This window comes from Microvirga soli (genome assembly GCF_016734765.1).
Taxonomy (GTDB): Bacteria; Pseudomonadota; Alphaproteobacteria; order Rhizobiales; family Beijerinckiaceae; genus Microvirga; species Microvirga soli.
This window is the reverse complement of the sequence record NZ_JAERQE010000042.1, coordinates 1-21893: the sequence shown is the minus strand read 5'-3', so window position 1 is coordinate 21893 and position 21893 is coordinate 1. Positions and strand designations below refer to the sequence as shown.

Below are 21893 nucleotides of genomic sequence, written 5' to 3'. Positions count from 1 at the left end.
TGAAGCCGAGACCTGTCAGGCCTCGGTCCCCATTAGGGTAAGCGCAGTCGTCTTCTCCGCATCGCCCGCTATCTCGCTCAAAACCCAGTCGCGGAAGGCTTCGATCTTAGGAGAACGCCGACGCGCTTTTGGATAGACCAGCCAATAACCGCGCTCCGACGTGGCGAGAAGATCGAAGGGCTGAATGAGACGCCCTGCAGCAAGATCGCCGGGAAAGAAATAGGGATTAATCAGGGCAAACCCCTGCCCTGCCATAGCGGCCGTGCCCTCGAATTGCTGTGCCCCGAGATGATTGTCGGGACGCTGCGAGGGATCGAAATCCTGCACTCCTGCCGCGGCAAACCAATCCTGCCACCACGGATCATTCGGCGAGATGATCGGAAACCTCAGGATGTCTGAGGGCTCCTTGAGGGTGACACCCCGGATCAGTTCGGGGCTGCAGACCGGGGTGAACAGGTTCGGGAACAGAAGATGCGCCTCGAGGCCGGGCCAATTCCCGTCGCCGCTCCTGATACCGAGGTCGAAGTCACTCTGGCCGAAATCCACCACCTGCCCTGAGATATTGATCTGAACGGCAATGTTCGGATGAAGCTGCTGGAACCGACCCAGCCGGGGCACCAGCCAATTGGCCGCAAAGGTGGTGAGCGTGGAGATCGAGAGAACGGTTTGAACCGTTGACTCAATGCCTGCAAAGGCGGTGCGCAAAGCCTCGAAAGCCTCCGTTACGGCAGGAGCGAGTTGCCGCCCTTTGGCCGTGAGGGTGACCTGGCGCGGCAAGCGGACGAACAGGGGCGCGCCGATCCGATCTTCGAGAATCTTGATCTGATAGCTCACGGCAGCCTGGGTCATGCCCAGTTCCTCCGCCGCCCGTGTAAAGCTTTGATGCCGCGCCGCTGCCTCGAAGACTCGGACGGCGCTCATGGGAGGCAGTTTCGACGGCAATTTTGGCATAGATCATCCATAAGGCTGCCTTATGCCAGCCTATTGGCATTTGCTTTGTCAAGCTCCCGCAACTGGAGCACCTTACGGATGCTTGATCGAGGGCGCTGAACGCCCTCTGACACAACAAATCGGTAGGCTGTCATGAGGTATGAAGAGACTCGCCGCTTGCGCGGTATCGAGAGTGCTTGGCTGCGCCTGAAGCTCTGGCTTCGCCCGGCTCTTCTGCGGAACGATTCCGTCGTCCTGGATCTGAAGGAGCTGTCCGATCACGAGCGGCGCGATATCGGGTTGCCGGAGCCGCTCCGCTACATGGATTGGCGAGCCCTGAAGGACCAGAAGTAGCGGGCCGTCAGGATGTCAGGCGGCTCGGCTTGAGCTCTCCACTCTGCTCCAGCAACGAGTGGCCGGTGGAGGCAATGTGGGCCTCGATGCGCTTGAGGTCGCGGACGATATCGAGCTGAAGCGTGCCGGTATCCCCTGCCGTTCTGCCGGACCGGAGCTGGTCGAGATGCTTCTGGGCCACCGCGCGCTCAAGGTCCCGGAAGCGCTCCTTCTCCGACACGAGCCGGCGGGCCGAGCCGATATCTTGGAACATGAGCACCGAGGCGGCCAGCTGCAGATGCTCCAGCAGCTTGCCGTGCATGCTGGTGATGTCGTCCAAGCTGTCCTTCGGAAGGCGCAGATGATTCTTGATGCGCTTGGCGGCAAGCTCCATCAGGTTCTTGTCGATGATGTCGCCCACATGCTCCAGATTGATCGCGAAAGCGAGAATGTCCGAAAGGCGCTTCGCCTCATCCTCGTTCAAGGCTTCGTGGTTGATGGAGCTGAGGTAGCGCCTGATGGCGCTGAACAGACGATCCAGCACGTCATCCGTCCGGCTGACCTGATCCACGCGGCTGATGTCATCTTCCCGGAACAGATCCTGCGAGCTGCGCAGCATAGCGTCGACCGTATCGACCATCCGCAGAACCTCACGGGCCGCGTTGGAAAGGGCGACGGATGGTGTGTCCAGGGCATCCTTATCCAGATACTGCGGCACTCCCGGGTCGGAGGCCTGGAGCTTCTCCGGGAACACCCTGACGAGCAGCTTTGCGATCCATGGCAGCGGCAGGATAAAGGCGGCAGCCAGCACCACGTTGAAGATCGTATGGAAGTTCGCCGCCAATCGCGCCGGATTCGGATCGATCAGCGTCATGGCCGCCAGAATAGGATCGATCAGCGGCAGCGCGATGACACAGCCGACAACCCGCGTCGCCAGATTGCCGACTGGGACGCGGATCTTGGCAGGATCGCCGCCCATCGCTTCCAGGAATGGATTGATGGCGCTGCCGAGATTGGCGCCAAGCACCATGACGAGAGCTGCGGACGGTCCAATGACGCCTGCTGCTGCAAGAGACATGATGAACAGCATCGCGGCAACGCTGGAATGCGCAATCCAGGCAAGGAACGCGGACAGGAGCACTAGGATCAGCGGATCGGACGCGATGGACGCGAGAAGCTCCTTGAGGATGGCAGAATCCTCAATCAGGTGGATTGTCTCGCTCAGCAGACGAAGCGAGAGCAGCATCAATCCGAGGCCGATGGCAACACGACCCAGGTCCTTCATCCGGCTGGTCTTTCCACGCCGGAAAGCCATGAAGCCGCCGAAAACGAGCACCGGGAATATCAGCGAGACGTCAAAGGAAAGCACCTGCACGATGAGTGTCGTGCCCACATTGGCACCCAGCATCACGGCCAGGGCCGGAACGATGTCCACCGCCCCTCCGGCCGTGAAGGACGCCACCATCAGAGCCGTGGCAGTGCTGCTTTGAAGAACGGTCGTGACGCCGACGCCTGCCAGGAAGGCCTGGAGGCGGGTTCTCAATGCTATTCCAAGGATCCAGCGCAGATCGCTGCCGAAGGCGCGCTGCACTCCGCTGTTGACCATGGTGATGCCCCAGAGAAGCAGGGCAATCTCACCGAACAGGTGGATCAAGACGGAGGTCGCAGACATTCAGCCCTCAGAAACCGGAACAGATGGCACAATCGATCTGCTTATCCCTCAAGAGCCAAGATCGCAATCAGGTTGCCGGCTAATAATGAATGTCTGCTGTAGGGCACCCTGATATTTTGGCGCACGGGACGTCTCGGAGCTCATCTCGGCCCTGCATGAGGGCTTAACCCAATTTACCTAATAGGTTCAGGGATTTGAACCTTCCTACCCTCCCAGAGCCAACCGAAGGTCGGCGTGGAACAATTTAGCTACTCCCAACGCATGCGGTTATCCCCGAAATGACGCCTGCTCTTTTCCACAATTAGCCGGTACGCATGAGTATCCGACACGGCCAAGTCTTAAGGGTCGCTTTCTTGATGGACAGTATCACACTAGTGAGTGCGCGAGGGCGTGAGATGGGTTTGGACGATCCATTTCCAATCGAGAATTGCTCCGGACGTGTCCGAGGGGCCATCCTGGCAGAATTCCAGGGCCGGTGTCCCACGATCCGTGAGGTGGCCAGCATCTCCGATTCCCAGTGGCTGACGGTGCCCAATATCGGCCCGACAACCCTGGAGGAGCTACGCAGCATGACGCAGCAACTTCCTAATGGGGAGGGACTCGGCTCTTCCGGCAGCAGCATACCGGACAACGAACTCCTGTCGCGGTTGAACCGGCTGCAAAGGGAGTTGAACATTCTGGTCGCGGAAATACGGACAAGATTGAGCGGCGCCTCAAGACGAACTCCGCACAGATAACCGTAGGCTCAGATTGACGCACTCGCCGGTACTTTTTACTTCTGCCGGCTGACAATTATCTGAGAAAATTCTTGATGATCCCAAGTCCCTGCCCGAATTGTTTGGAATTTAGTTACAATATTTAGGGCTGATACTTCCCCGGCCCTTGATTACGCACCTTCCAAGAACTTAAGCATCAATTGACTTTACGTCATGAAAGAGGTTGATGGATACCCAATAATGGGGTGGCTCGCTCTGACTTCACTGCGCTGGCGCACTCCCGTCTGGGGGCAAGTTGCATGTCTGGCGTGGTTCGGGCGCTCGAGTTCGTCATCGACAAGGATGAGCGGATCGGCACCACCGGTTTCGTATATAAAGTTGGGACTCCTGCGGTTAAGTTTCTCGTCGAGCAACTGTCGGATGGCAACCTGCAATTGACTGCGTCCGTCTTCGATAACGACGGGGACACGGACACAGAAACTGCCGACCTGCGCGGCATCTTCTTCCACCTTACCGGCATCGACGACAATCCCGCTGACGAAGGCTGGTTGGATAAGCTTTCCGTTACCGGAATTGGCAGTTCCGCTTACCTGATCGAAGGACGCATGTTCGACGCCGATGGCGTCGAAGCTGTGTCGGGCAACGGCAACAGCGACAACATGATCGGTCGTCCACTTTCCCCCTACGATGTGGGAATTGGAATCGGAACATCCGGCACCGGGCGGGATGACGTGAAGACAATTTCCGTCGTCATTCATCATGACACCGACAGCCTGACCCTTGAGCATCTGGCGCAGCAGGGCTTTGGCGCGCGTCTCACCAGCGTCGGCACGGACGGAGGGAACCGCAACGACAGTCTCAAGCTTTGGGGATTGGCCCCCACCGCGCCAACCGTTGCCGTTCCGCCAGCACCGACTGGCTCCCTTTCAGGACGAGTGTGGCTCGATCTCGATAATGACGGTATCCAGGGTGACAACAGCCAGGAAACCGGCATTCCCAGCATAGAAGTCAATCTCATCGACTCTACGGGTAAAGTCGTGTCGTCCGTAATGACGGACAAAACGGGCGAATACCACTTCAGCGCACTGTCTTTTGGGAGCTACAGCGTCCAGTTCGGCAACGGCGCTGACGGCGCGTACCGGTTCACGGGGCAGAATGCAGGCTCCGACGATGCCCTGGACAGCGACGCCGATGCGAGCACTGGCCGCACGGGCTCCTACACGATCGGTGAGACATCAAAACATGTCACGGCTGTCGATGTCGGCCTGTCCAAGGTGAAGGTCCAACCTCCCGTCGTCACTCCCCCGCAGGAGATCGGAAATGATGATCTCATCGAAGCCGGCGACCACGATGACTTCATCCATGGTGGCCGCGGCAACGACGAAATGCAGGGTGAAGGAGGCAACGACACGATCTATGGCGGCACGGATCGCGGCGAAATCGCCCGGAACCCCGGCAATGGGAAGCTGAACAAGGTTCTCATTGGCGACAATCTCTACGGCAATGACGGCCAGGATACCTATCGTTACGCCAAGGGCGACGGCGTCGACATGATCTGGGATTTCCGGCCTAGTGACGACGTCATCGAGCTCTCGGGCTATTCCCTCAAGGACATCAAGGCAACTTGGGTCGGCAAGGTTGCAAACTGGATCGACACGCCGAAGCATAACAAGCTCGCGCTGGTGTTCAGCGACGGCGGCGCCATCGTCTTCAACGACTATTCCGGACTGGACAGCAGTTCGGCTGCATCCCTCAAGCTCAGTGACGGCACGATCGTCAAATTCGCGGATCTGATCGCATTAGCCGGTCGCAAGCCGGCGGATATCGAAGTCAACGATGAGCGGCAGGTCGCCCTTCGCAAGTATGAATGGCGCGAGGTCGGCAAGGGTCAGAACGGTTATGGCGGCAATGACCGAGACAAGCTGATCGGCGCCGACGGTGACGATAATCTCTATGGCAATGAGGGCATAAACGGCCTCAATGGCAAAGAGGGTAACGATCAGCTGTATGGGGGCAACACCCGCGACGTGATGATCGGTGGAAACGGCGACGATATCGGCTATGGCAACGGGGGCGACGACTTGATCGTCGGTGGTGCCGGTTCGGACAGGCTCTACGGCACCGGAGGAGCGGACTACATCTTCGGCGATGAGATGCCGGAAGGATTCGTTCTGCCATTCAGCTTTGCCATCGATCTCTTCTGGTTGCAGGAAGAGCAAACACTCGTCACCTCGTCCAGCATGACGCTTGCGAGCAATGCCATCAACATCACAGCCTCTGGCACAACCGCCCTCACCCTCACGGGCAACAGCCTGAACAACGTGATGATAGGTAACGCCGGGAAGAACATGATCGCCGCTGTCGAGGGCGACGATATGGTCTTCGGCGGGTACGGGAACGACACCTTGTCCGGAGGTTCCGGCAAGGACAAGTTCGTGTTCGACCAGAAGTTGGGAAGCTCCACGACCGACAGGAAAGTGAACTTCGATACGATCACGGACTTCAAGGTGAAGGATGACAAGTTCCACCTCGACAATGCTGTGTTCAAGAAGCTCGGCAAGGGGTCACTTGATAAGCCGTCTCAGCTGAACAAGAACTTCTTCACAGTTGGCACGCAGGCCAAGGATAAGAACGACTATATTATCTACAACAAGAAGACTGGCGTTCTCTCCTACGATGCGGATGGTTCGGGCTCGAAAGCCAAGGCAGTCGAGTTCGCCAAGATCGATGATGGCATTAATCTGAAACACAGCCACATCTATTTGATCTGACGTACCAAAATCCCTCGTTCATGCAGACAGCAAGAGGCCCGCAGCCAATGCGGGCCTCTTTTTCATGAAAGCGACACCTGCTGAGATTCCAACTATATTGCAAAGGGCAATACTGCGCGTGTTCCCGAGTGCTGCTGGTCGAATTCGATGGCGGATTGCAAGTTGGATGCCATGGCCTTCACGATCTTCGTCCCAAGGCCGCTTCCTTGTACCTCGCCGTTGCCTTTCCAGCCAACGCCGTCATCCTCAACAATGAGAACGACCTTTTCGCCTGAAGACGACAGAGCGACGCGGATGTCTCCGGAGGCTCCTTCGGGATAAGCATATTTGAAAGCATTGGTGACGAGTTCCGTCACGATGACGCCTACTGAAACGGCCTTGTCGGTCGGGATCGAAATGGGCTCCGCCAGAACGGTGATCGTGTGCACCCGACCGGCGGCTCTCATTGCCCCTTCCAGTTCCTCGATCAAGCCCTGCAGATAGGTATCCATCTCCACAAATCGCACATCGTTCGACGTGTAGAGGCGGCGATGGATCTGCGAGATAGCCGTTATCCGGCTCTGAGTTTCGGTCAGGGTGTCCTTAGCGACCGTGTCACTCCCAAGCGCCCTCTGCTGCATGGCCACAAGGGAGGCAACAAGCTGCAAGCTGTTGGCAACGCGGTGATTGACTTCGCGAAGGAGCATCTCCGCCCGCTCCCGCGCCTCGCGCATTTCCCGCTCGGCCGCTTCCTTTTCACGTCGGAGGCGAGCGGCGGCAAGCGCCTGTTCGGCAGCCGTGCGAAGAAGATCGAGGAAGACCCCGCCAACGTCCTTGATCACGTAATCGGCCGCTCCAGCCTTGAGAGCGGCGACCGCGATACGGCCTTCATCGGCGCCCGTCACGTAGACGACAGGCGGAGCGTCGGGAAGTCTGTGGATCTCGGCGAGAACTTCCGGACCATCCTTGCCTGGCATAAAGTGATCCAGGGCGACGACATCATAATGCTCTGCGGCAAGCAGGCTTAGCCCCTCATCTCCGCTCAACGCGTGCCTGACATGGAAGCCATGGCGCGACAAAGTGCGCTCGACGAGCCGACCGAGGCCATGGTCGTCATCGATATACAGGAGCCGGATCGGCGGGCTGTCTGTATCACCTTCGATCATAGCGTCTCGGGAACCTGGATGACGGACAGGAACAGTCCCAACTGGCGAATGGCCTGGGAGAAGGACTCATATTCGACCGGCTTCGTGATGTAGACATTGGCTCCGAGATCATAGCAGCGTTGGATCTCGCGCTGGTCGTCGGTGGTCGTGAGTACAACCACCGGTGCGCGCTTCAACTTTTCGTCCGCCTTGAGCTTGATGAGAATATCTACCCCGTTCATGTCCGGCAGGTTCAGGTCCAGTAGAACGAGGAACGGCCCTGCATTGCGAACGTTCTCGCTGAAGAGATGCTCCAGGGCTCCCGTCCCACTCGCAAAGGTCCGGATCTCGTTGCAGACACCCGCGCGGCGAATGTTCTTCTCGATCAGGCGGGCATGCCCCTCATCGTCCTCGACCATGATGATGGTGACAGGCTGTTGGCTAGGCATTAGGCGGCTTCCGAATTCATGCTGATGTATTTTGGCAGAACCACCGTAAAGGTCGAGCCCTCACCCAGTCGCGATGCCACGGTAATCGTGCCGCCCAGCCTTCGCACGAGCGCGCGGACATGCGCAAGCCCGATGCCCTCCCCCTGCTGGTCCTGTACGCCGGAGCGTCGGAACAGATCGAAGATCCGTTCAAAGTCCTTAGGGGCAATTCCTCGACCGTTGTCCTCGATTTCGAACTGGACACTCGCTCCCAGGTCCCTGCCCCGCACCACAATCCGCCCAAGGCGGTCAGTGTCCAGATACTTGACGGCGTTATCGATGAGATTGCCGAAGACCTGCTCAATGGCAAGCCGATCGCTTGTGAGGTCTGGAACAGCCTCGACGATCAACTCAGCTCCACGCTCTTGGAGCTGATGCGCAACGCTTTGGCACTGAGATTCAAGTAGCTGTCGCATACTAAGCGACTCCGGCATGAGCACGCGCCTTCCCTCACGGGAGAGCTTCAGAATGGCGTTGATCAGCTTGTCCATCTTAACGGTGGACGAACGGATGAACCCCATCGCCTCCGGCAGGTCCGTCTCAATGGCCATCCGGGCGTCCGGTGTGACCAGCTCGGGGGCTTTCCCGACAACATGTCGATAGAAGCGCTCCACCTCGGCCTGTGCAGCCTCAAGTTCGCTTGTAAATCCCATGACATTGACGAGCGGGGCTCTGAGGTCATGGCTCACGATATAGGCGAAGCGCTGGATTTCCTCGTTCGCCTCGTCCAGTTCAGCCACGCGCTCTGTCAGCATCGAGGCAAGCCGGCGTGTCTCTTCCTGGGCCATCTTGAGATCATGGATGTCCGTGCAACTGCCGTACCAGCGAACGATGCGACCTTTTTCGTCGCGAAGCGGCTGGGCCCGGCCCAAAACCCAGCGATACTCGCCGGAGCGATGCCGAAGCCGGTATTCGATGTAGTAGGGTTCCCCCGTTTCCAGGCACTGGCGCCAGACACCCCAAGCCTTTTCCTGATCGTCCGGATGGAACATGCCGCTCCATCCTTCGCCATCGGTGGTGCCCTCGGGAACGCCTGTATATTCGTACCAGCGCTGATTGTAGTAGTCGTGGAAACCATCCGGCTGGGTTGCCCAGATCATCTGGTCGATCGAGTTGGCAATAACTCGAAACCGCTCTTCGCTCTCGCGCAGGGCCTCTTCGTTCCGCTTCTGCTCGGTCACGTCGTGGCCCTGAACGAAGATACCCGATACCTTCCCATCCGGATCGAAGATCGGCTGGTAAACGAAATCGAGGAAGCGCTCTTCTGGCGCTCCGCCGGAACTTGGCTCCAGGACAATCCTGATGCTCCGGCCGACGAAGGGCTGTCCGCTCTGATGTACCCGGTCGAGCAGAGCCAGGAATCCCTGCTCGACAACCTCAGGCAGTGCATCGCGAACACTCTTTCCGATGATGTTCTCACGACCGATCAGCCGCAGATAGGCGGCGTTCGCCATCGTGAAAACGTGGTCCGGACCGCTGAGAGCCGCCATGAAGCCGGGGGCCTGCTCGAACAGGCCACGCAGATGCTGGCGCTCCTCCGTTAGGGCCTTATTGGCCTCCTGCACTGCTTGGGCCCGACGGAACATGCCCGTCTCGATCAGGACGGATGGTCCTGAGGACAAGCCGGAGCTTTTCGCAAGAACACGCAGACGCTGGAGCTCGGTCACATCCACCGTATGCTGAAGGATGAATGTCATCTCTCCCGCATGATTGAAGAGCGGCGTGTGGGTCGCGCTCCAGAAGCGCTCCTCGAAACCCTGATCGTTTGGCAGCGGGATGGCGTACTCGATGATGGGAATATGATCAGCGACCTTCTCGCGGATCACCTTTTCGAACGAGCCTCGCAACTGGCGGTGGCTCGCCGAATCCGGGTCGCTTGGAAAGGCCTCGAACATGTTGCGCCCGACAAGATCCTCACGTTCACGCATGGTAACCGCGAGATAGGCGTCGTTCATGCCGGCGATGTTGAGGGAGAGATCCAGCAGCACGTAGGGATTGGGGGAGGCGCTGAACAGCGCCTCGAAATTGATCGTTTTCAAGAACTTGCGCTGGACAGCAGCCAGCCTCCCTATCACATGCCCGGCGGAGCTTATGCGTATTTAGGTGTTGTTCGGTCCAGTGCCATGGGATTCACTTAAGACAAGTACACCTGTGACCTATCCGACACTCTCGGCCACAGGCATGCGCTGAGCCGTAACCGGCCCTCCGTCTGAGGATGCAGCGCAACAAAACCTTGACCGCAAGCGTTTCGCTGGAGAGCAGAGGCCCATTGGCTTTAAGGAAGGGGTGCGAGGTCAATGATGAATGCAGCGGGCACCACATCGCCACCTTCCCAAGAGGGAGAGTTCGCCCAGCTGCAGGCCCGCCTGACCGCCATGTTCCGCGGGTTTTCGGATCAGGACACCCCTCGGACGGTCGTCATTGTCCCCAGTCTGACCATGGATCGGGAGGTGCTGGCCAACATCTCGGGGGCTCATCACTATGAGGAGCGGATGCTCTGCTATCTGATGCTCCTGCGGCTGCCCCGAACGCAGATCATCTATGTGACGAGCCACTCGGTCCCGGAACCTATCATCGACTACTACCTGCACCTGCTGCCGGGAATCCCGGCGCAGCATGCCAGGAAGCGCCTGACCCTTCTCTCCTGCCATGACGGCTCCCGGACATCCCTGACCGAAAAGATCATCGAGCGCCCTCGCCTGCAGCAGCGGATCCGGGATGCCATTCCCGATCCGGCCTCCGCCTACATGATCTGCTTCAACGTCACGGAGCTGGAGCGCGATCTGGCGCTCAGTCTCGACCTGCCGATCTATGGCTGCGACCCGGACCTGTTGTCGTTCGGCTCCAAGAGCGGCTCGCGGAAGATTTTTCGCGACGCCGGCATCGCGATGCCGGAGGGCTTCGAGGATCTCTCCACGCCGGATCAGATTGTGGATGCATTGTTGGAGCTGAAGCAGCGCCGGCCCATGATTAGGCGGGCGGTCGTGAAGCTCAATGAAGGGTTCTCAGGCGAGGGCAACGCGGTCTTCGCCTACGAGGGAGCACCCGAAGGGTCCGAGCTGCGGCCTTGGCTTCGCAGCCGTCTTCCTCACCTGGCCTTCGAGGCCAAGGACATGACCTGGGAGCTGTTCGAGGAAAAGCTTTCCGCCATGGGTGGGATCGTGGAGGAGTTCATCGAAGGGGAAGTCAAGCGCTCCCCCTCGGCGCAATTCCGCATCGACCCGCTCGGCCAATTGGAGCCTGTCTCGACCCACGATCAGGTGCTTGGGGGTGAGAGCGGGCAGGTCTTCCTCGGCTGCACCTTCCCGGCCGACGAGCACTATCGCCTGGAAATTCAGGAAGACGGCCTGAAGGCAGCCAAGGCGCTCGCCGAAAAGGGCGTCTGTGGGCGCTTCGCCATCGACTTCCTGTCGGTTCTGGAAGGCAACGAATGGCGGCATTACGCCATCGAGATCAACCTAAGGCGCGGGGGGACGACGCATCCGTTCATGATGCTCGAGTTCCTCACGGATGGCTGCTACGACCCGGCCACCGGCAACTTCCTCACCCCGGCCGGTCACCCTCGCTGCTACTACGCCTCGGACAACCTTGAATCTCCGCTCTATCGTGGCCTGACGCCCGGTGATCTGATCGACATTGCGGCGATCAACAGGCTGCACTTCGATGGAGCCTGCCAGAAGGGCGTTGTCTTTCACCTGATCGGTGCACTGTCGGAGTTCGGCAAACTCGGCGTTCTGTGCATCGCTCCCTCTCACGAGGAAGCAAAAGCGCTCTACCGACGTACGACCGAGGTGCTCGACCAGGAAAGCACCGCGGCCTGACCCTCAGGTTCAGCCCTCGTAGGTAATCTGCACCCGATCCGCCGCCTGGCCTGCCCGCTCACGGGCTTCCCCAACTGTACCCCCGGATGCCAGAGCGACACCCATGCGCCGGTGCTTGCGGGTTGTCGGCTTGCCGAACAGGCGGACCTCCACGTCTGCATCCTTGGAGGCGAGTTCCAGCGCTTCCCGCAGCCCCTGAATCGAGAATCGTTCGGCCTCGCGATCCGCCAGGATCACGGCCGATGCGGTCGGACCATTGAGTCGGATAGGCGGGATCGGCAGGCCCAAGACCGCCCGGGCATGAAGATCGAATTCGGAGAGGTTCTGGGACAGCAGCGTGACGAGCCCCGTATCGTGCGGGCGCGGTGATAGCTCGGAGAAGATCACCTCATCGCGGGTGACGAAGAACTCGACCCCGAAGATCCCATAGCCACCAAGGTTGTCGACGACCTTGCGGGCCATCTCTTTGGCGTCGGCCAGCAGCTTCTCGGTCATCGGGGTGGGCTGCCACGATTCCTGGTAATCTCCACGCTCCTGCCGGTGCCCGATGGGCTCGCAGAATGACACACCCTCGCGGGAGCGGATCGTCAAGAGGGTGATCTCGTATTCAAAAGCGACGAACTCCTCGACGATCACCTTCTTGCGGTCGCCCCGCATGTTCGCCACCGCATCGTTCCAGGCCTGCTCCAGCTGATCGACCGTCCGCACGGTGCTCTGGCCTTTTCCTGAGGAGGACATAACCGGCTTGATGACGCAGGGCAGACCCGTATGCTCGGCCCCGGCCCTCACCTCCTCCAAGCTCTCCGCATACTGGTATTTGGACGTGCGCAGCCCAAGCTCGGTCGCAGCAAGCTCACGGATTCGATCTCGGTTCATGGTTAGCGAGGCCGCGCGGGCGGAGGGCACGACCGTGAAGCCCTTGTCCTCGAACTCCTGCAGCACCTCGGTGCGGATCGCCTCGACTTCAGGCACGATGAAATCCGGCCGGTGCTTCTCGATGACCTGCCGCAGGGCGTCCGCATCCAGCATGGAGAACACTTCGGCCTCGTCCGAGACCTGCATGGCAGGCGCGTACGCGTAGCTGTCGCAGGCGACCACATGGCACCCGTACCGCTTGGCTGAGATCACGAACTCCTTGCCGAGTTCGCCCGATCCGAGAAGGAGAATTTTGGCAGTGAACACGGGAGTGCCTTTCAACTGTTTCCGACCGATATGGCCGAGTCCGTGCCGAACGAAAAGTGGAATCGCGAAATCGGCCCGGCGTCTGACGCTCGGTCGATGAGAGGCTTCCCTTGAAAAGCTTTGTTCCTGGCCATTTTCCCGGGATTGCCATGGATCCGGTTTCCCTCCAGGGGCGTTCAAGAGCATCGAGGGAATTCAGCCTCGCTTGCGCTGAGTGCAGCCCTGCCGCCTCAACCATGCACTACGCAAACCTGAGTGTCGTGAGTTAAGGGTCTGCCCAGGAGAAGTCCAATGCTAGCCAAGAAGAAATCTTCGGAAAACCAGAACCGGCGGGTGACCCGTGTCGACCCTCCCGCCCTTGAGGAAGCTGTTGCAGCCGCCCAGGGTCTGACCGACGATATCGAGAGCCAGATCGAGATCGCGGCGCAACTCATGGGAATGTCCGAGGACGAGGTCAGGCCGGTGGTCATGAAGGCGGCCGTTTCAGCCCCAGCCCGTCGGCCCCTGCACCTGGCAGACCGTTTCTCCATGGGTGAGCGCAACGAGGGTCCGAAGGTCGTGGTGGTCGAACGCAAGCGCCCTCGCCTCGTCATGCCGCGATAAGCCTGCTATCCTGTTCTCCCGCTCGGTGGCGCTAGTCCAATCGGCTGGCGCCTTTGCCTTTTCTAAATGCCCCTCCTGCGGGATTGCCCGAACATGGTCAAAGGTATCATCCTCGCCTTTCTTGCCTTCGCGGTCTTCGCCTGGGGCGATGCCGTTGTGAAGGCGATCGGCCATGACCTCGACCCGTTCGAGGTGACGTTCTTCGGCTATCTCATCCCTCTGATCCTCTCCCCGGTCTTCATGAAAGCTGGGGACAGCGTGCTCGATCTCGTGCGCTGGAATAGGCCCTGGCTCATGGGCTTCAGGGTCTTGCTGATCGCAGCCACGACGCCGCTGAGCGTCATAGCATTCCAGAGCCTTCCCTTTGCGGAGGCCTTCGCGCTCCTGTTCCTCATGCCGAGCCTCGCGACGGTTCTCTCCATTTTTATCCTGAAGGAACATGTCCGTTGGCGGCGCGGCATCGCCGTCTGCGCCGCCTTCGTCGGGGTGCTGATCATCGTACGTCCCGGGTTCAAGGAGTTGCTGCCCGGTCATTTTGCAGCCCTTGCGGCCGCCTTATGCGCAGCCGGGGGAGTCATTGCCGGCCGCATGATCGGCCATACTGAAAAGCGCTTCACCCTGATCGGGACCGTATTCCTAGCGACGACAATCCTTGCCGGAGTGCTGATGATCCCAGGCTTCACATGGCCTAAAGCGGATCAGTGGACCCTGCTCCTCGCATTCGCCGCTACGGCTTTTGTTGCCCAAGCCCTGTTCATCGTGGCGACCCTGTACGCCCCGGCCGACCGCCTGGGAGCGGCCCAGTACAGCCAGATCCTCTGGGCACTGGCAATCGGCGCCCTTTTCTTCGACGAGTGGCCCGACGCTCTGGCCCTGTTCGGCATCCTCATCGTGGTCGCAGCCGGCCTGTTCATCTTTGCACGAGAGCAGACGCTCAAGCGTGGCCGGTCGGAGGCAGAAGCATTGCCCGAAACCGCACCTCCCGCATCGGCAGCGACATTCACGCAGCCCTGAGGGCGTCATCACAGAGGTGCGACTTCTGCCGCACCCGCGTTCACTCGCCTGCCCTGCGCCCTATGTCCTTAAACGGTAATTTCTGACGTTTGGCCGAAGAGGCAGGGTGGGTTTCGTGACAGGCGCCTATATCAACCGGATCGGCACGGCCGTGCCTGACCATGACGTCCATCAGACCTTCATTGGTTTTATTGACAACTTCCTGCCCGAGCGAAAGGACAGGCTCCTCTTTCGGCGCATGGTGCAGCGCTCCGGGATCGAGCATCGCTACTCGACCCTTACGCCCAGTGAAAACCTGGACATTGCTGCCGACCAGGAAGGCTTCTTCCAACCGGGGCAGTTTGCCGGAACAGCCGCCCGAATGGAGCGGTTCGAAACCCACGCCATCGAACTTGCCCAGAAGGCTGTCGAGGCATTGGACCTAGGTGAGGAACTCTCCTCATCGACCCATCTCGTTGTAGCATCCTGCACAGGCTTTACAGCCCCGGGGCTCGACCAACAGCTGATGGAACGGCTTGGGCTCAATCCCTCTATCGAGCGCACCATGGTCGGGTTCATGGGCTGCGCGGCGGCTGTCAATGCGTTGAAGATCGCTCACCATATTGTCCGGTCTGAGCCCTCCGCGAAGGTGCTGGTCGTCAATCTGGAACTGTGCACGCTTCATCTTCAGGAAACCCCGGACCTTGAGGTGATCCTGGGTGCCCTGCTGTTCGGTGACGGATGTGCCGCGAGCCTCGTCTCCGCCGAACCACGGGGCATTGCCCTCAAGGATTTCCGGGTCGCGACCATTCCGGACACGCGGGATCTCATCACGTGGCGCATCGGCGATTCAGGTTTTCAGATGAGCCTGTCCGGGGAAGTGCCGCAACAGATTGCAAAAGCGCTCCGCCATGAGGCAACCCGCAACGACGATGCCGGCATCCTGCGTGGTCAGCACAAGGACGACTTCGATCTCTGGGCCGTTCACGCGGGCGGCCGTACGATTCTCGATGCAGTCGAGCAGGGTCTCGAACTTGCGCCGGAGGCCCTGCGCTGGTCCCGCGGCGTCCTGCGGGATTTCGGCAATATGTCATCCGCCACCCTGATGTTCGTGCTCGACCGCATGATGCAGCAGGCGCCGCCGGATTCCAGAGGTTTCGGCATGGCCTTCGGACCGGGACTGGTCGCTGAAACCTTCCGGTTCGATATCGCAGGATAGGCCGCTATGGGCAGGAGTTTCGCCGAGCGCAGCCACGAGACGGAGCTGATGGACACCGAGCACGTCAGTGTCGAGGATTACCAGGCTTGCCTCAAGGATCTCGCCACAGTCAACGCTCTGACCCTGACCCACCGCCCTATCCTGCAATGGCTCAACCGCGCCACGCGCAGGCTGGTGCCGAACGAGCGCGTCACGGTGCTCGATGTCGGCTACGGCTATGGCGACCTCCTGCGCAAGATTCATGAGTGGAGCCGCCGCAAGGGGCGCGCGGTCGATCTGGTCGGGGTCGACCTCAACCCTATGAGCGAGTCGATTGCCAGGGCAGCGACGCCTTCCGATGTCTTGATCGAGTACCGGACGGGCAATGTCTTCGACTACAAGCCCGAACGGCCGATCGACTTCGTGATCAGCTCCCAGACGACCCACCATATGTCGAACGAGGAACTGGCGACCTTCATCGGCTGGATGGAGCGGGTGGCGGCGCGCGGCTGGTACATAGCCGACCTGCACCGTCACGCCATCCCGTTCCACGTCTTCGGCACCCTTGCCCGCATCGCCCGTTGGCACCGCTTCGTTCAGCACGACGGACCTGTCTCCATTGCCCGCAGCTTCCGAAAGCAGGACTGGGAGAAGATCCTGCATGCGGCAGGCCTTGCACCGGGAGCGGCGGAGATCCGATGGCACGTTCCGTTCCGCCTTTGCGTCAGCCGGCTGAAATGAGCCTCCACCGCAGCGAGGAACTCGTGATCGTCGGCGGTGGGCTAGCCGGCGCATCTGCCGCCTGCGTTCTGGTCAGGGAGGGAGTTTCGGCCGTTCTCCTTGAGCGTGATCCTGAGCCTAGGCACAAGGTGTGCGGCGAGTTCCTCAGTATCGAGGCGCAGACCTATCTTGCCTATCTTGGCATCGACCTCGACAGGCTGGGCGCGAGCCGGATTTCTCGCCTTCGTCTGCACTATTGTGGAAAGCAGGTCGAAGCAGCATTGCCTTTCATGGCGCGCGGCCTCTCCCGTAAGGTTCTGGATGAGGCGCTGCTCGTAAAGGCCATGTCACTGGGCGCTCGGATCGAGCGGGGGGTGACCGTGCGATTCATGGACACCGATGACATAGCCAGTCGGGTCGATGCAGGTCCATATGGCAAGATCCGAGCGGAGACGCTCTTCCTGGCCAGCGGCAAGCATGACGTCAGGGGCGTCAAACGGACAGCATCAGGATCCATCAATGATCTCATCGGCTTCAAGCTGCATTACCGGATAGGCGGGGAGCAGCGAGCCGCTCTTGACGGTGTAGTTGAGATCGTCCTGTTCGAAGACGGCTATGCAGGGCTGCAACTGATCGAGGACGGTACAGCCAATCTGTGCTTGGTCGTGACCCAGAAGCGCTTTGAGCGCGCCGGCAAAAGCTGGAACAGCCTGATCAAGCAAATCGCTGGTGAATGCCCATCAGTAGCAGATCGATTGCGCGACCCGCTCCCACTATTCGACAAGCCCCTGTCCATTTTTCAAATACCATATGGGTTTGTCCATCACCCTGATCCGGCTGAACCTCCAGGGCTCTTCCGCCTCGGCGACCAGATGGGCGTGATCCCCTCATTCACCGGTGAGGGAATGTCGATGGCCCTGCACAGCGGCTGTCTCGCGGCTTCAACTTTGCTTCACCACGGCCGCGTCAGCGCGGCGTTCCACAAGCAGATGGCATCCGATATCCAGCGCCAGGTCCGGCTTGCCTTCGTGCTCAACAAGGCTGCACGCTTCAGCCCAGGCCAGACGGCGCTTTTTCACCTCTGCCGCGCTTGGCCCTCGCTCATGCAGCAGGTTGCAGCCTTCACCCGAATCCGGGAGGGCTCCATGCAGAGGGTGCTGGCTCCGCCATGATCGTGCCGAGGGAAGCTCAAACCCCCGCTGCCGTCGCGGAGCATTATGACGAACTGGACCCGTTCTATCGCGAGGTATGGGGCGAGCATGTCCATCACGGCCTCTGGCAGAGCGGCCGGGAGACTCCGGCCGAGGCAGTCGAAGCCCTGATTGCCCATCTTGCAAGCACGCTCGAACTCCAACCCGGCCAGCATATCTGCGACGTCGGCTGCGGCTATGGCGCGACGGCGGAGTGGCTCGCTCGCCGCTACGCTGTTCGTGTGACCGGAGTCACACTCTCATCAGCGCAGCTTCGGCAAGCCCAGGCACGCAGCGCCGCATCGTCCTTGCTGCATTTCAGCCGGCAGGATTGGCTGGAGAACGATTTCGAAGACCAAACCTTCGACCATGTGATCGCCATCGAGAGTTCCGAGCACATGACTGACAAGCAGCACTTCTTCGATGAGGCCTTTCGTACTCTCCGCCCTGGCGGACGGTTTGCTGTCTACGCTTGGCTTGCTCGTAACGGTGCCCGCCCGTGGGAGGAACGCTACCTGTTGGAACCGATCTGCCGCGAGGGGCGCCTCCCTGGCATGGGCAGCGAAGCGGAGTATCGTGCATGGGCCGGCAAAGCCGGCTTTGTGGTCGATGGGTTCGAAGACCTGAGCACAAGGGTGAGGCGTACCTGGGCGCTCTGCACCGGACGGGTCGCAAGGAAACTGCTGACTCATCCCCAATACAGACGCTATCTGCTGGATGCCCATGCCAGGAACCGCATCTTCGCCCTGAGCGTCCCGCGCATCTGGATCGCTTACCTGACTGGCTCGATGCGCTATGGTCTCCTGACGGCGCATAAACCGCGGTAGCCGCAGAATCTACGATTGACTTGAACGAGCCAGCAACTCCGCTGTGTCGACTGCACCCATGGCACTCGCCAGAGCCTGTGCGGTAAGCCCGCCCGCGTCCCGTGCCTCGACATCCGCGCCACGCGCCAGCAGGATTTCGACGATTTCGAGCCGGTTGAACATGGCAGCGATCATCAGCGGGGTCTTGCCGCCGTCACCCCGGCCGTTCACATTGGCGCCTCCCTCAAGAAGGCTCTCGACCGACGCCATGTCGCCCTTGAAGGCTGCACCCGCGAGAGGCGTCTGCCCGCGGTCGTTGGCGAGCTCCGGATCAGCGCCATACTGCAGCAGAATCTGCACGGTCTCGGCATGTCCATGATAGCTCGCCAGCATCAGGAGCGAGTCGCCCTTCTCGTTCCTCAGGTTGGGCGGCAGGCCCATGCGGAGAAGATCTCCAAGCTCCTCCACCTGCCCCGCCCTTGCGTGCTGAAAGACACGCTGAGCGAAGGCAATGGTCTCCTCGTCCAGCTCCGGGGCAGGCTTCGACCCATCCGTCATCACGATTTCCTTGAGGCCTGGTGCCCTCTGGCCTGGAACGGCTCCATCCCGTCGACATCCTTGTCGGTCCGGCGCCGCCTGTTCTTCCCCTGCTTCTGCGAGGGCTTGCCTCTCTCCCGCCGCACCTTGTCCTCAGGCTTCCGGCGATGGGAGACGGAGGTGGCGACGAGCTTCTCCTCGATCTTGGCATTGAGGCTCGCGCGCAGGTCGACGACCTCCTCGACATCCTCGAAGACATCCGGGTAGCGCTGGGCAAGCCAGAGCCATGAGGTGGCGATCTTCACCCGCGCCTCGAGCTTCAGGAGATCGGTGTTCACACCGAAATCAGGCGCCTGCACCCTCCCGTCGCGGGCATGCTGCCGGGCCCAGTCGAGAAGCAGTTCGACGGCCAGCTGCTCGCGGCCATCCACCGGCGCCATGGAGTAGGATAGGCGGTCGAGGATTGGCATGCCTACCGTATCGAGAAGCGTTGCCAGTTCGATCATCTCGTCCATGTCGGCCATGCGCAGGTCCGGGTGGCCTGCCACGAGGGTGTCGTACAGGTGCTGGAGGACGCGGCCGAGACGGTCGGTCTGCAAGACCTCGCTGGCCGACAGAACCGTCTCCTGGTTCGGGCGGACATAGGCCTTGCCCCGCAGCTTTCCGGCATCGCCGGTCAGCGCTTGGCCGATGATCTTTTCCACCTGCGCATAGCCGCCGACTTCCGGCAGGGCTGTCACGAGCCCCTCATCGTGGTGGCCGAAACGCCCTGCCCGGCCAGCGATCTGCTTGATCTCCATGGCGGTGAGCTGGCGATCGCGAATGCCATCGAACTTGCGCAGGGTGGAGAAGACGACCCGTCGCAGCGGCCCGATATTCAACCCCATGCCGATGGCGTCCGTGGCCACCAGGATCTCGGCCTCGCCATTGCGGAAGCGCGCTGCTTCCGCCCGGCGAACCTCTGGGCCAAGGGCACCATAAACGGTTGCGACCGTGCGTCCGGATTGAACGAGACGCATGCGCAGATCGTGCACGTTGCGGCGCGTGAAAGCCACCACCGCATCGCCGCGCATCAGCTTGTTGAGATTTGCCGGCACACCCTCCACGCGCAGCCTGCCCTTGCGCTTCAGGATCTTCACCTCCAGAGGCTCGCCGGTCATGGCAAGCAGGTGCTCCACGAGAGGGATCGCTTCCGGGGCACCCGTCAACACGACGAGCCTTGCGGGGGCGCCAACCATCGCCTGAGTCCAGGCCCAACCGCGGCTGGGATCCCCCAGCATCTGCACCTCATCGATGACGCAGACATCGACGACACGATGAAGATCCAGCGTCTCGATGGTCCGGGCGATATGCGTCGCGCCTTCAGGCAGCACCCGCTCCTCACCCGTCACCATGCCGGCAGGAAGCCCCTCCTCGCTCATGCGCTCGAAATGCTCGAGCGCCAGAAGCCGCAGGGGCGAAAGGATCTCAGCGGTTTCCGCCTCGCGGGCGAGCTTCAGCGCCTCGTAGGTCTTGCCTGAGTTAGTCGGCCCGGCCAGGAACAGGAAGCGGCGATTGAGTGAACGGGCGACCGGAAAGATTGCCGCGTAGCGCTCATAGCCGGAAGCCTCGCGGATTTGGGCCTCCCGCAGGTGCCGGAGCCTCCGAGCCGCAGCTTTCGAGCGAAAATCATCCAGCTTCTGGCGCAGCTTGCGTGCAGCTCCCGCTGGCCCACCTTTATCAGACGCATGGACCCGATCGAGCTTGTCCAGTGCACCACGAATGCCGCCAAGAATGGCTTGGCGCTCATCCGCGTCCTCGAACGCATCGAGATAGGTCTCGAGCTCATCACGCCAGCCCACCAGCTCCTGTTCGCAGGCCTCGAAGGTAGCGTCACGCAGTTCTATCAGCCTAGCTTCCAACGCCACGGAGGCGCCGGCAAGTTCGGTATGCTCCACGCGGGCCGGTGCCAATGCCACAGCCGCAACCTCGACAGGCTCGGCGAAGGCGAACTCGATGGCGAACTCGATGGGATCACTCTCCGGCAGAATCTGCATCGATTGGCTGAACACCGCCCGATAACCGGCGAAGACGCGCTCGGGCTTCCAGCGACCGCTCTCGATGCGTCGGATGTCCTCGGCGACATAGATGCCGGTATTCCTGCGAACAGGCGCAAGGATGCTCTGGCGCCGCCGATGGGCCGCATCGTCGGGCGAATGAGCGTTGTCCTTTCGGCGCCCTTGGGAAGGCTGCGCAGATCCGCTCCCTTCACCCGGCCCGCGCCAAGCCGGAACCTCGGCGGCGAGTTGCGCGACCACTTCAGGGTCGAACATCAGCTCCTCGGCGCTGCGTCCGCGTCTCTGGATCGTACGGCGCTCTGCCACCGGGATCAGCCCGGCCTCGATCCAGCGCTCGCATTCGGCCTGGCTGGCGAGCAGGATGCCCGGCAGATGGTTGAGGCTGACGAGATTTTTCGGCTTCTTAGACATTCAGATTTCCAGCGGGCAGAGCCGAAAAAACGGCTCTAACCTCGTTTATGAGACAGCCCTTCATCGCAGCTTGAGCCGCGAACTGGGGGTAAACTCCAGAAGGCTGAGGAGGTTTTCGAACAGCGCCCGCAGGCGGCGACATAGGCCATGCTCCAGCCATTTCAGGAGATGGCCAGAAGCAGGGTTAAGATGTTGAGGTGCCGCGTTTTTCCTCTGCCCTTATGTGATCACGGCAGAGTGCAATATCAAGAGAGCCCCGGCTAGCATTACAGTTGCAGGTGCCGCGGATGAGCTCATAATCTCCTGATCTGACACGGGAGGCTGCCATGACGGGTGTGCCC

17 protein-coding genes are annotated in these 21893 nt (G+C 60.6%); 9 read left to right on the top strand and 8 right to left on the bottom strand.

Features of this window, described 5'->3' with window-relative positions; translation table 11 throughout:
- Window positions 1–15 precede the first annotated feature (15 nt).
- The gene (gene gcvA, locus JKL45_RS23410) at window positions 16–951 is read right to left on the bottom strand and encodes a transcriptional regulator GcvA (protein ID WP_201864211.1); all 936 of its coding nucleotides are present in this window, start codon (window positions 949–951) and stop codon (window positions 16–18) included.
- A 156-nt stretch (window positions 952–1107) separates the two neighbouring features.
- On the opposite strand from gcvA, the gene JKL45_RS23405 reads away from it, so the two are divergent.
- Entirely contained in the window at window positions 1108–1284 is a 177-nt protein-coding gene (locus tag JKL45_RS23405) for a hypothetical protein (RefSeq protein ID WP_201864210.1), read from the top strand.
- 7 nt (window positions 1285–1291) lie between these two features.
- Here JKL45_RS23405 and JKL45_RS23400 read toward each other — a convergent pair whose 3' ends face one another.
- Window positions 1292–2935: a Na/Pi cotransporter family protein gene (locus tag JKL45_RS23400; protein WP_201864209.1), complete on the bottom strand. Its 1644-nt coding sequence runs from the start codon at window positions 2933–2935 to the stop codon at window positions 1292–1294.
- 1015 nt (window positions 2936–3950) lie between these two features.
- Here JKL45_RS23400 and JKL45_RS23395 point away from each other — a divergent pair.
- The gene (locus tag JKL45_RS23395; RefSeq protein WP_201864208.1) at window positions 3951–6422 is read left to right on the top strand and encodes an SdrD B-like domain-containing protein; all 2472 of its coding nucleotides are present in this window, start codon (window positions 3951–3953) and stop codon (window positions 6420–6422) included.
- Between the two features lie 92 nt (window positions 6423–6514).
- Here the strand turns inward: JKL45_RS23395 and JKL45_RS23390 are convergent, their stop codons facing one another.
- From JKL45_RS23390 to JKL45_RS23380, 3 genes are read right to left on the bottom strand one after another with little or no spacing between them, the layout of a single operon-like run.
- On the bottom strand, window positions 6515–7567 hold the full coding sequence (locus JKL45_RS23390) for a sensor histidine kinase (protein ID WP_201864207.1): 1053 nt from the start codon (window positions 7565–7567) through the stop codon (window positions 6515–6517).
- A complete protein-coding gene (locus tag JKL45_RS23385; RefSeq protein ID WP_201864206.1) occupies window positions 7564–7995 on the bottom strand; it encodes a response regulator in 432 nt (143 codons plus the stop codon). Before JKL45_RS23385 ends, JKL45_RS23390 begins: the two co-directional genes overlap by 4 nt.
- A complete protein-coding gene (locus JKL45_RS23380) occupies window positions 7995–10073 on the bottom strand; it encodes a PAS domain-containing sensor histidine kinase (RefSeq protein WP_201864205.1) in 2079 nt (692 codons plus the stop codon). Before JKL45_RS23380 ends, JKL45_RS23385 begins: the two co-directional genes overlap by 1 nt.
- Before the next feature lie 258 nt (window positions 10074–10331).
- On the opposite strand from JKL45_RS23380, the gene JKL45_RS23375 reads away from it, so the two are divergent.
- On the top strand, window positions 10332–11855 hold the full coding sequence (locus JKL45_RS23375) for a peptide ligase PGM1-related protein (RefSeq protein ID WP_201864204.1): 1524 nt from the start codon (window positions 10332–10334) through the stop codon (window positions 11853–11855).
- A 9-nt stretch (window positions 11856–11864) separates the two neighbouring features.
- On the opposite strand, the gene purT is transcribed toward JKL45_RS23375, so the two are convergent.
- Window positions 11865–13037, bottom strand: a complete 1173-nt coding sequence (purT, locus tag JKL45_RS23370; protein WP_201864203.1) for a formate-dependent phosphoribosylglycinamide formyltransferase — start codon at window positions 13035–13037, stop codon at window positions 11865–11867.
- A 291-nt stretch (window positions 13038–13328) separates the two neighbouring features.
- On the opposite strand from purT, the gene JKL45_RS23365 reads away from it, so the two are divergent.
- The 6 genes from JKL45_RS23365 (at window position 13329) to JKL45_RS23340 (ending at window position 18568) form a co-directional block, all read left to right on the top strand.
- The gene (locus tag JKL45_RS23365; protein ID WP_201864202.1) at window positions 13329–13640 is read left to right on the top strand and encodes a hypothetical protein; all 312 of its coding nucleotides are present in this window, start codon (window positions 13329–13331) and stop codon (window positions 13638–13640) included.
- Between the two features lie 93 nt (window positions 13641–13733).
- Window positions 13734–14654, top strand: a complete 921-nt coding sequence (locus JKL45_RS23360) for a DMT family transporter (protein ID WP_201864201.1) — start codon at window positions 13734–13736, stop codon at window positions 14652–14654.
- 106 nt (window positions 14655–14760) lie between these two features.
- Window positions 14761–15852: a type III polyketide synthase gene (locus JKL45_RS23355; RefSeq protein WP_201864200.1), complete on the top strand. Its 1092-nt coding sequence runs from the start codon at window positions 14761–14763 to the stop codon at window positions 15850–15852.
- Between the two features lie 6 nt (window positions 15853–15858).
- Window positions 15859–16572, top strand: a complete 714-nt coding sequence (locus JKL45_RS23350; RefSeq protein ID WP_246498866.1) for a methyltransferase domain-containing protein — start codon at window positions 15859–15861, stop codon at window positions 16570–16572.
- Window positions 16530–17723, top strand: coding sequence for an NAD(P)/FAD-dependent oxidoreductase (locus JKL45_RS23345; RefSeq protein WP_201864199.1), 1194 nt, complete (start codon window positions 16530–16532; stop codon window positions 17721–17723). Before JKL45_RS23350 ends, JKL45_RS23345 begins: the two co-directional genes overlap by 43 nt.
- Window positions 17720–18568 carry an SAM-dependent methyltransferase gene (locus JKL45_RS23340; protein ID WP_201864198.1) on the top strand — a complete coding sequence of 283 codons (849 nt, stop codon included), beginning with the start codon at window positions 17720–17722 and terminating at the stop codon, window positions 18566–18568. Before JKL45_RS23345 ends, JKL45_RS23340 begins: the two co-directional genes overlap by 4 nt.
- A 9-nt stretch (window positions 18569–18577) precedes the next feature.
- Here the strand turns inward: JKL45_RS23340 and JKL45_RS23335 are convergent, their stop codons facing one another.
- The gene (locus JKL45_RS23335; RefSeq protein ID WP_201864197.1) at window positions 18578–19105 is read right to left on the bottom strand and encodes an ankyrin repeat domain-containing protein; all 528 of its coding nucleotides are present in this window, start codon (window positions 19103–19105) and stop codon (window positions 18578–18580) included.
- Window positions 19105–21552 (bottom strand): helicase-related protein, encoded by a 2448-nt coding sequence (locus JKL45_RS23330; protein ID WP_201864196.1) that lies wholly within the window; start codon window positions 21550–21552, stop codon window positions 19105–19107. The genes JKL45_RS23335 and JKL45_RS23330 overlap by 1 nt, the downstream gene beginning before the upstream one ends.
- Between the last annotated feature and the right edge of the window lie 341 nt (window positions 21553–21893).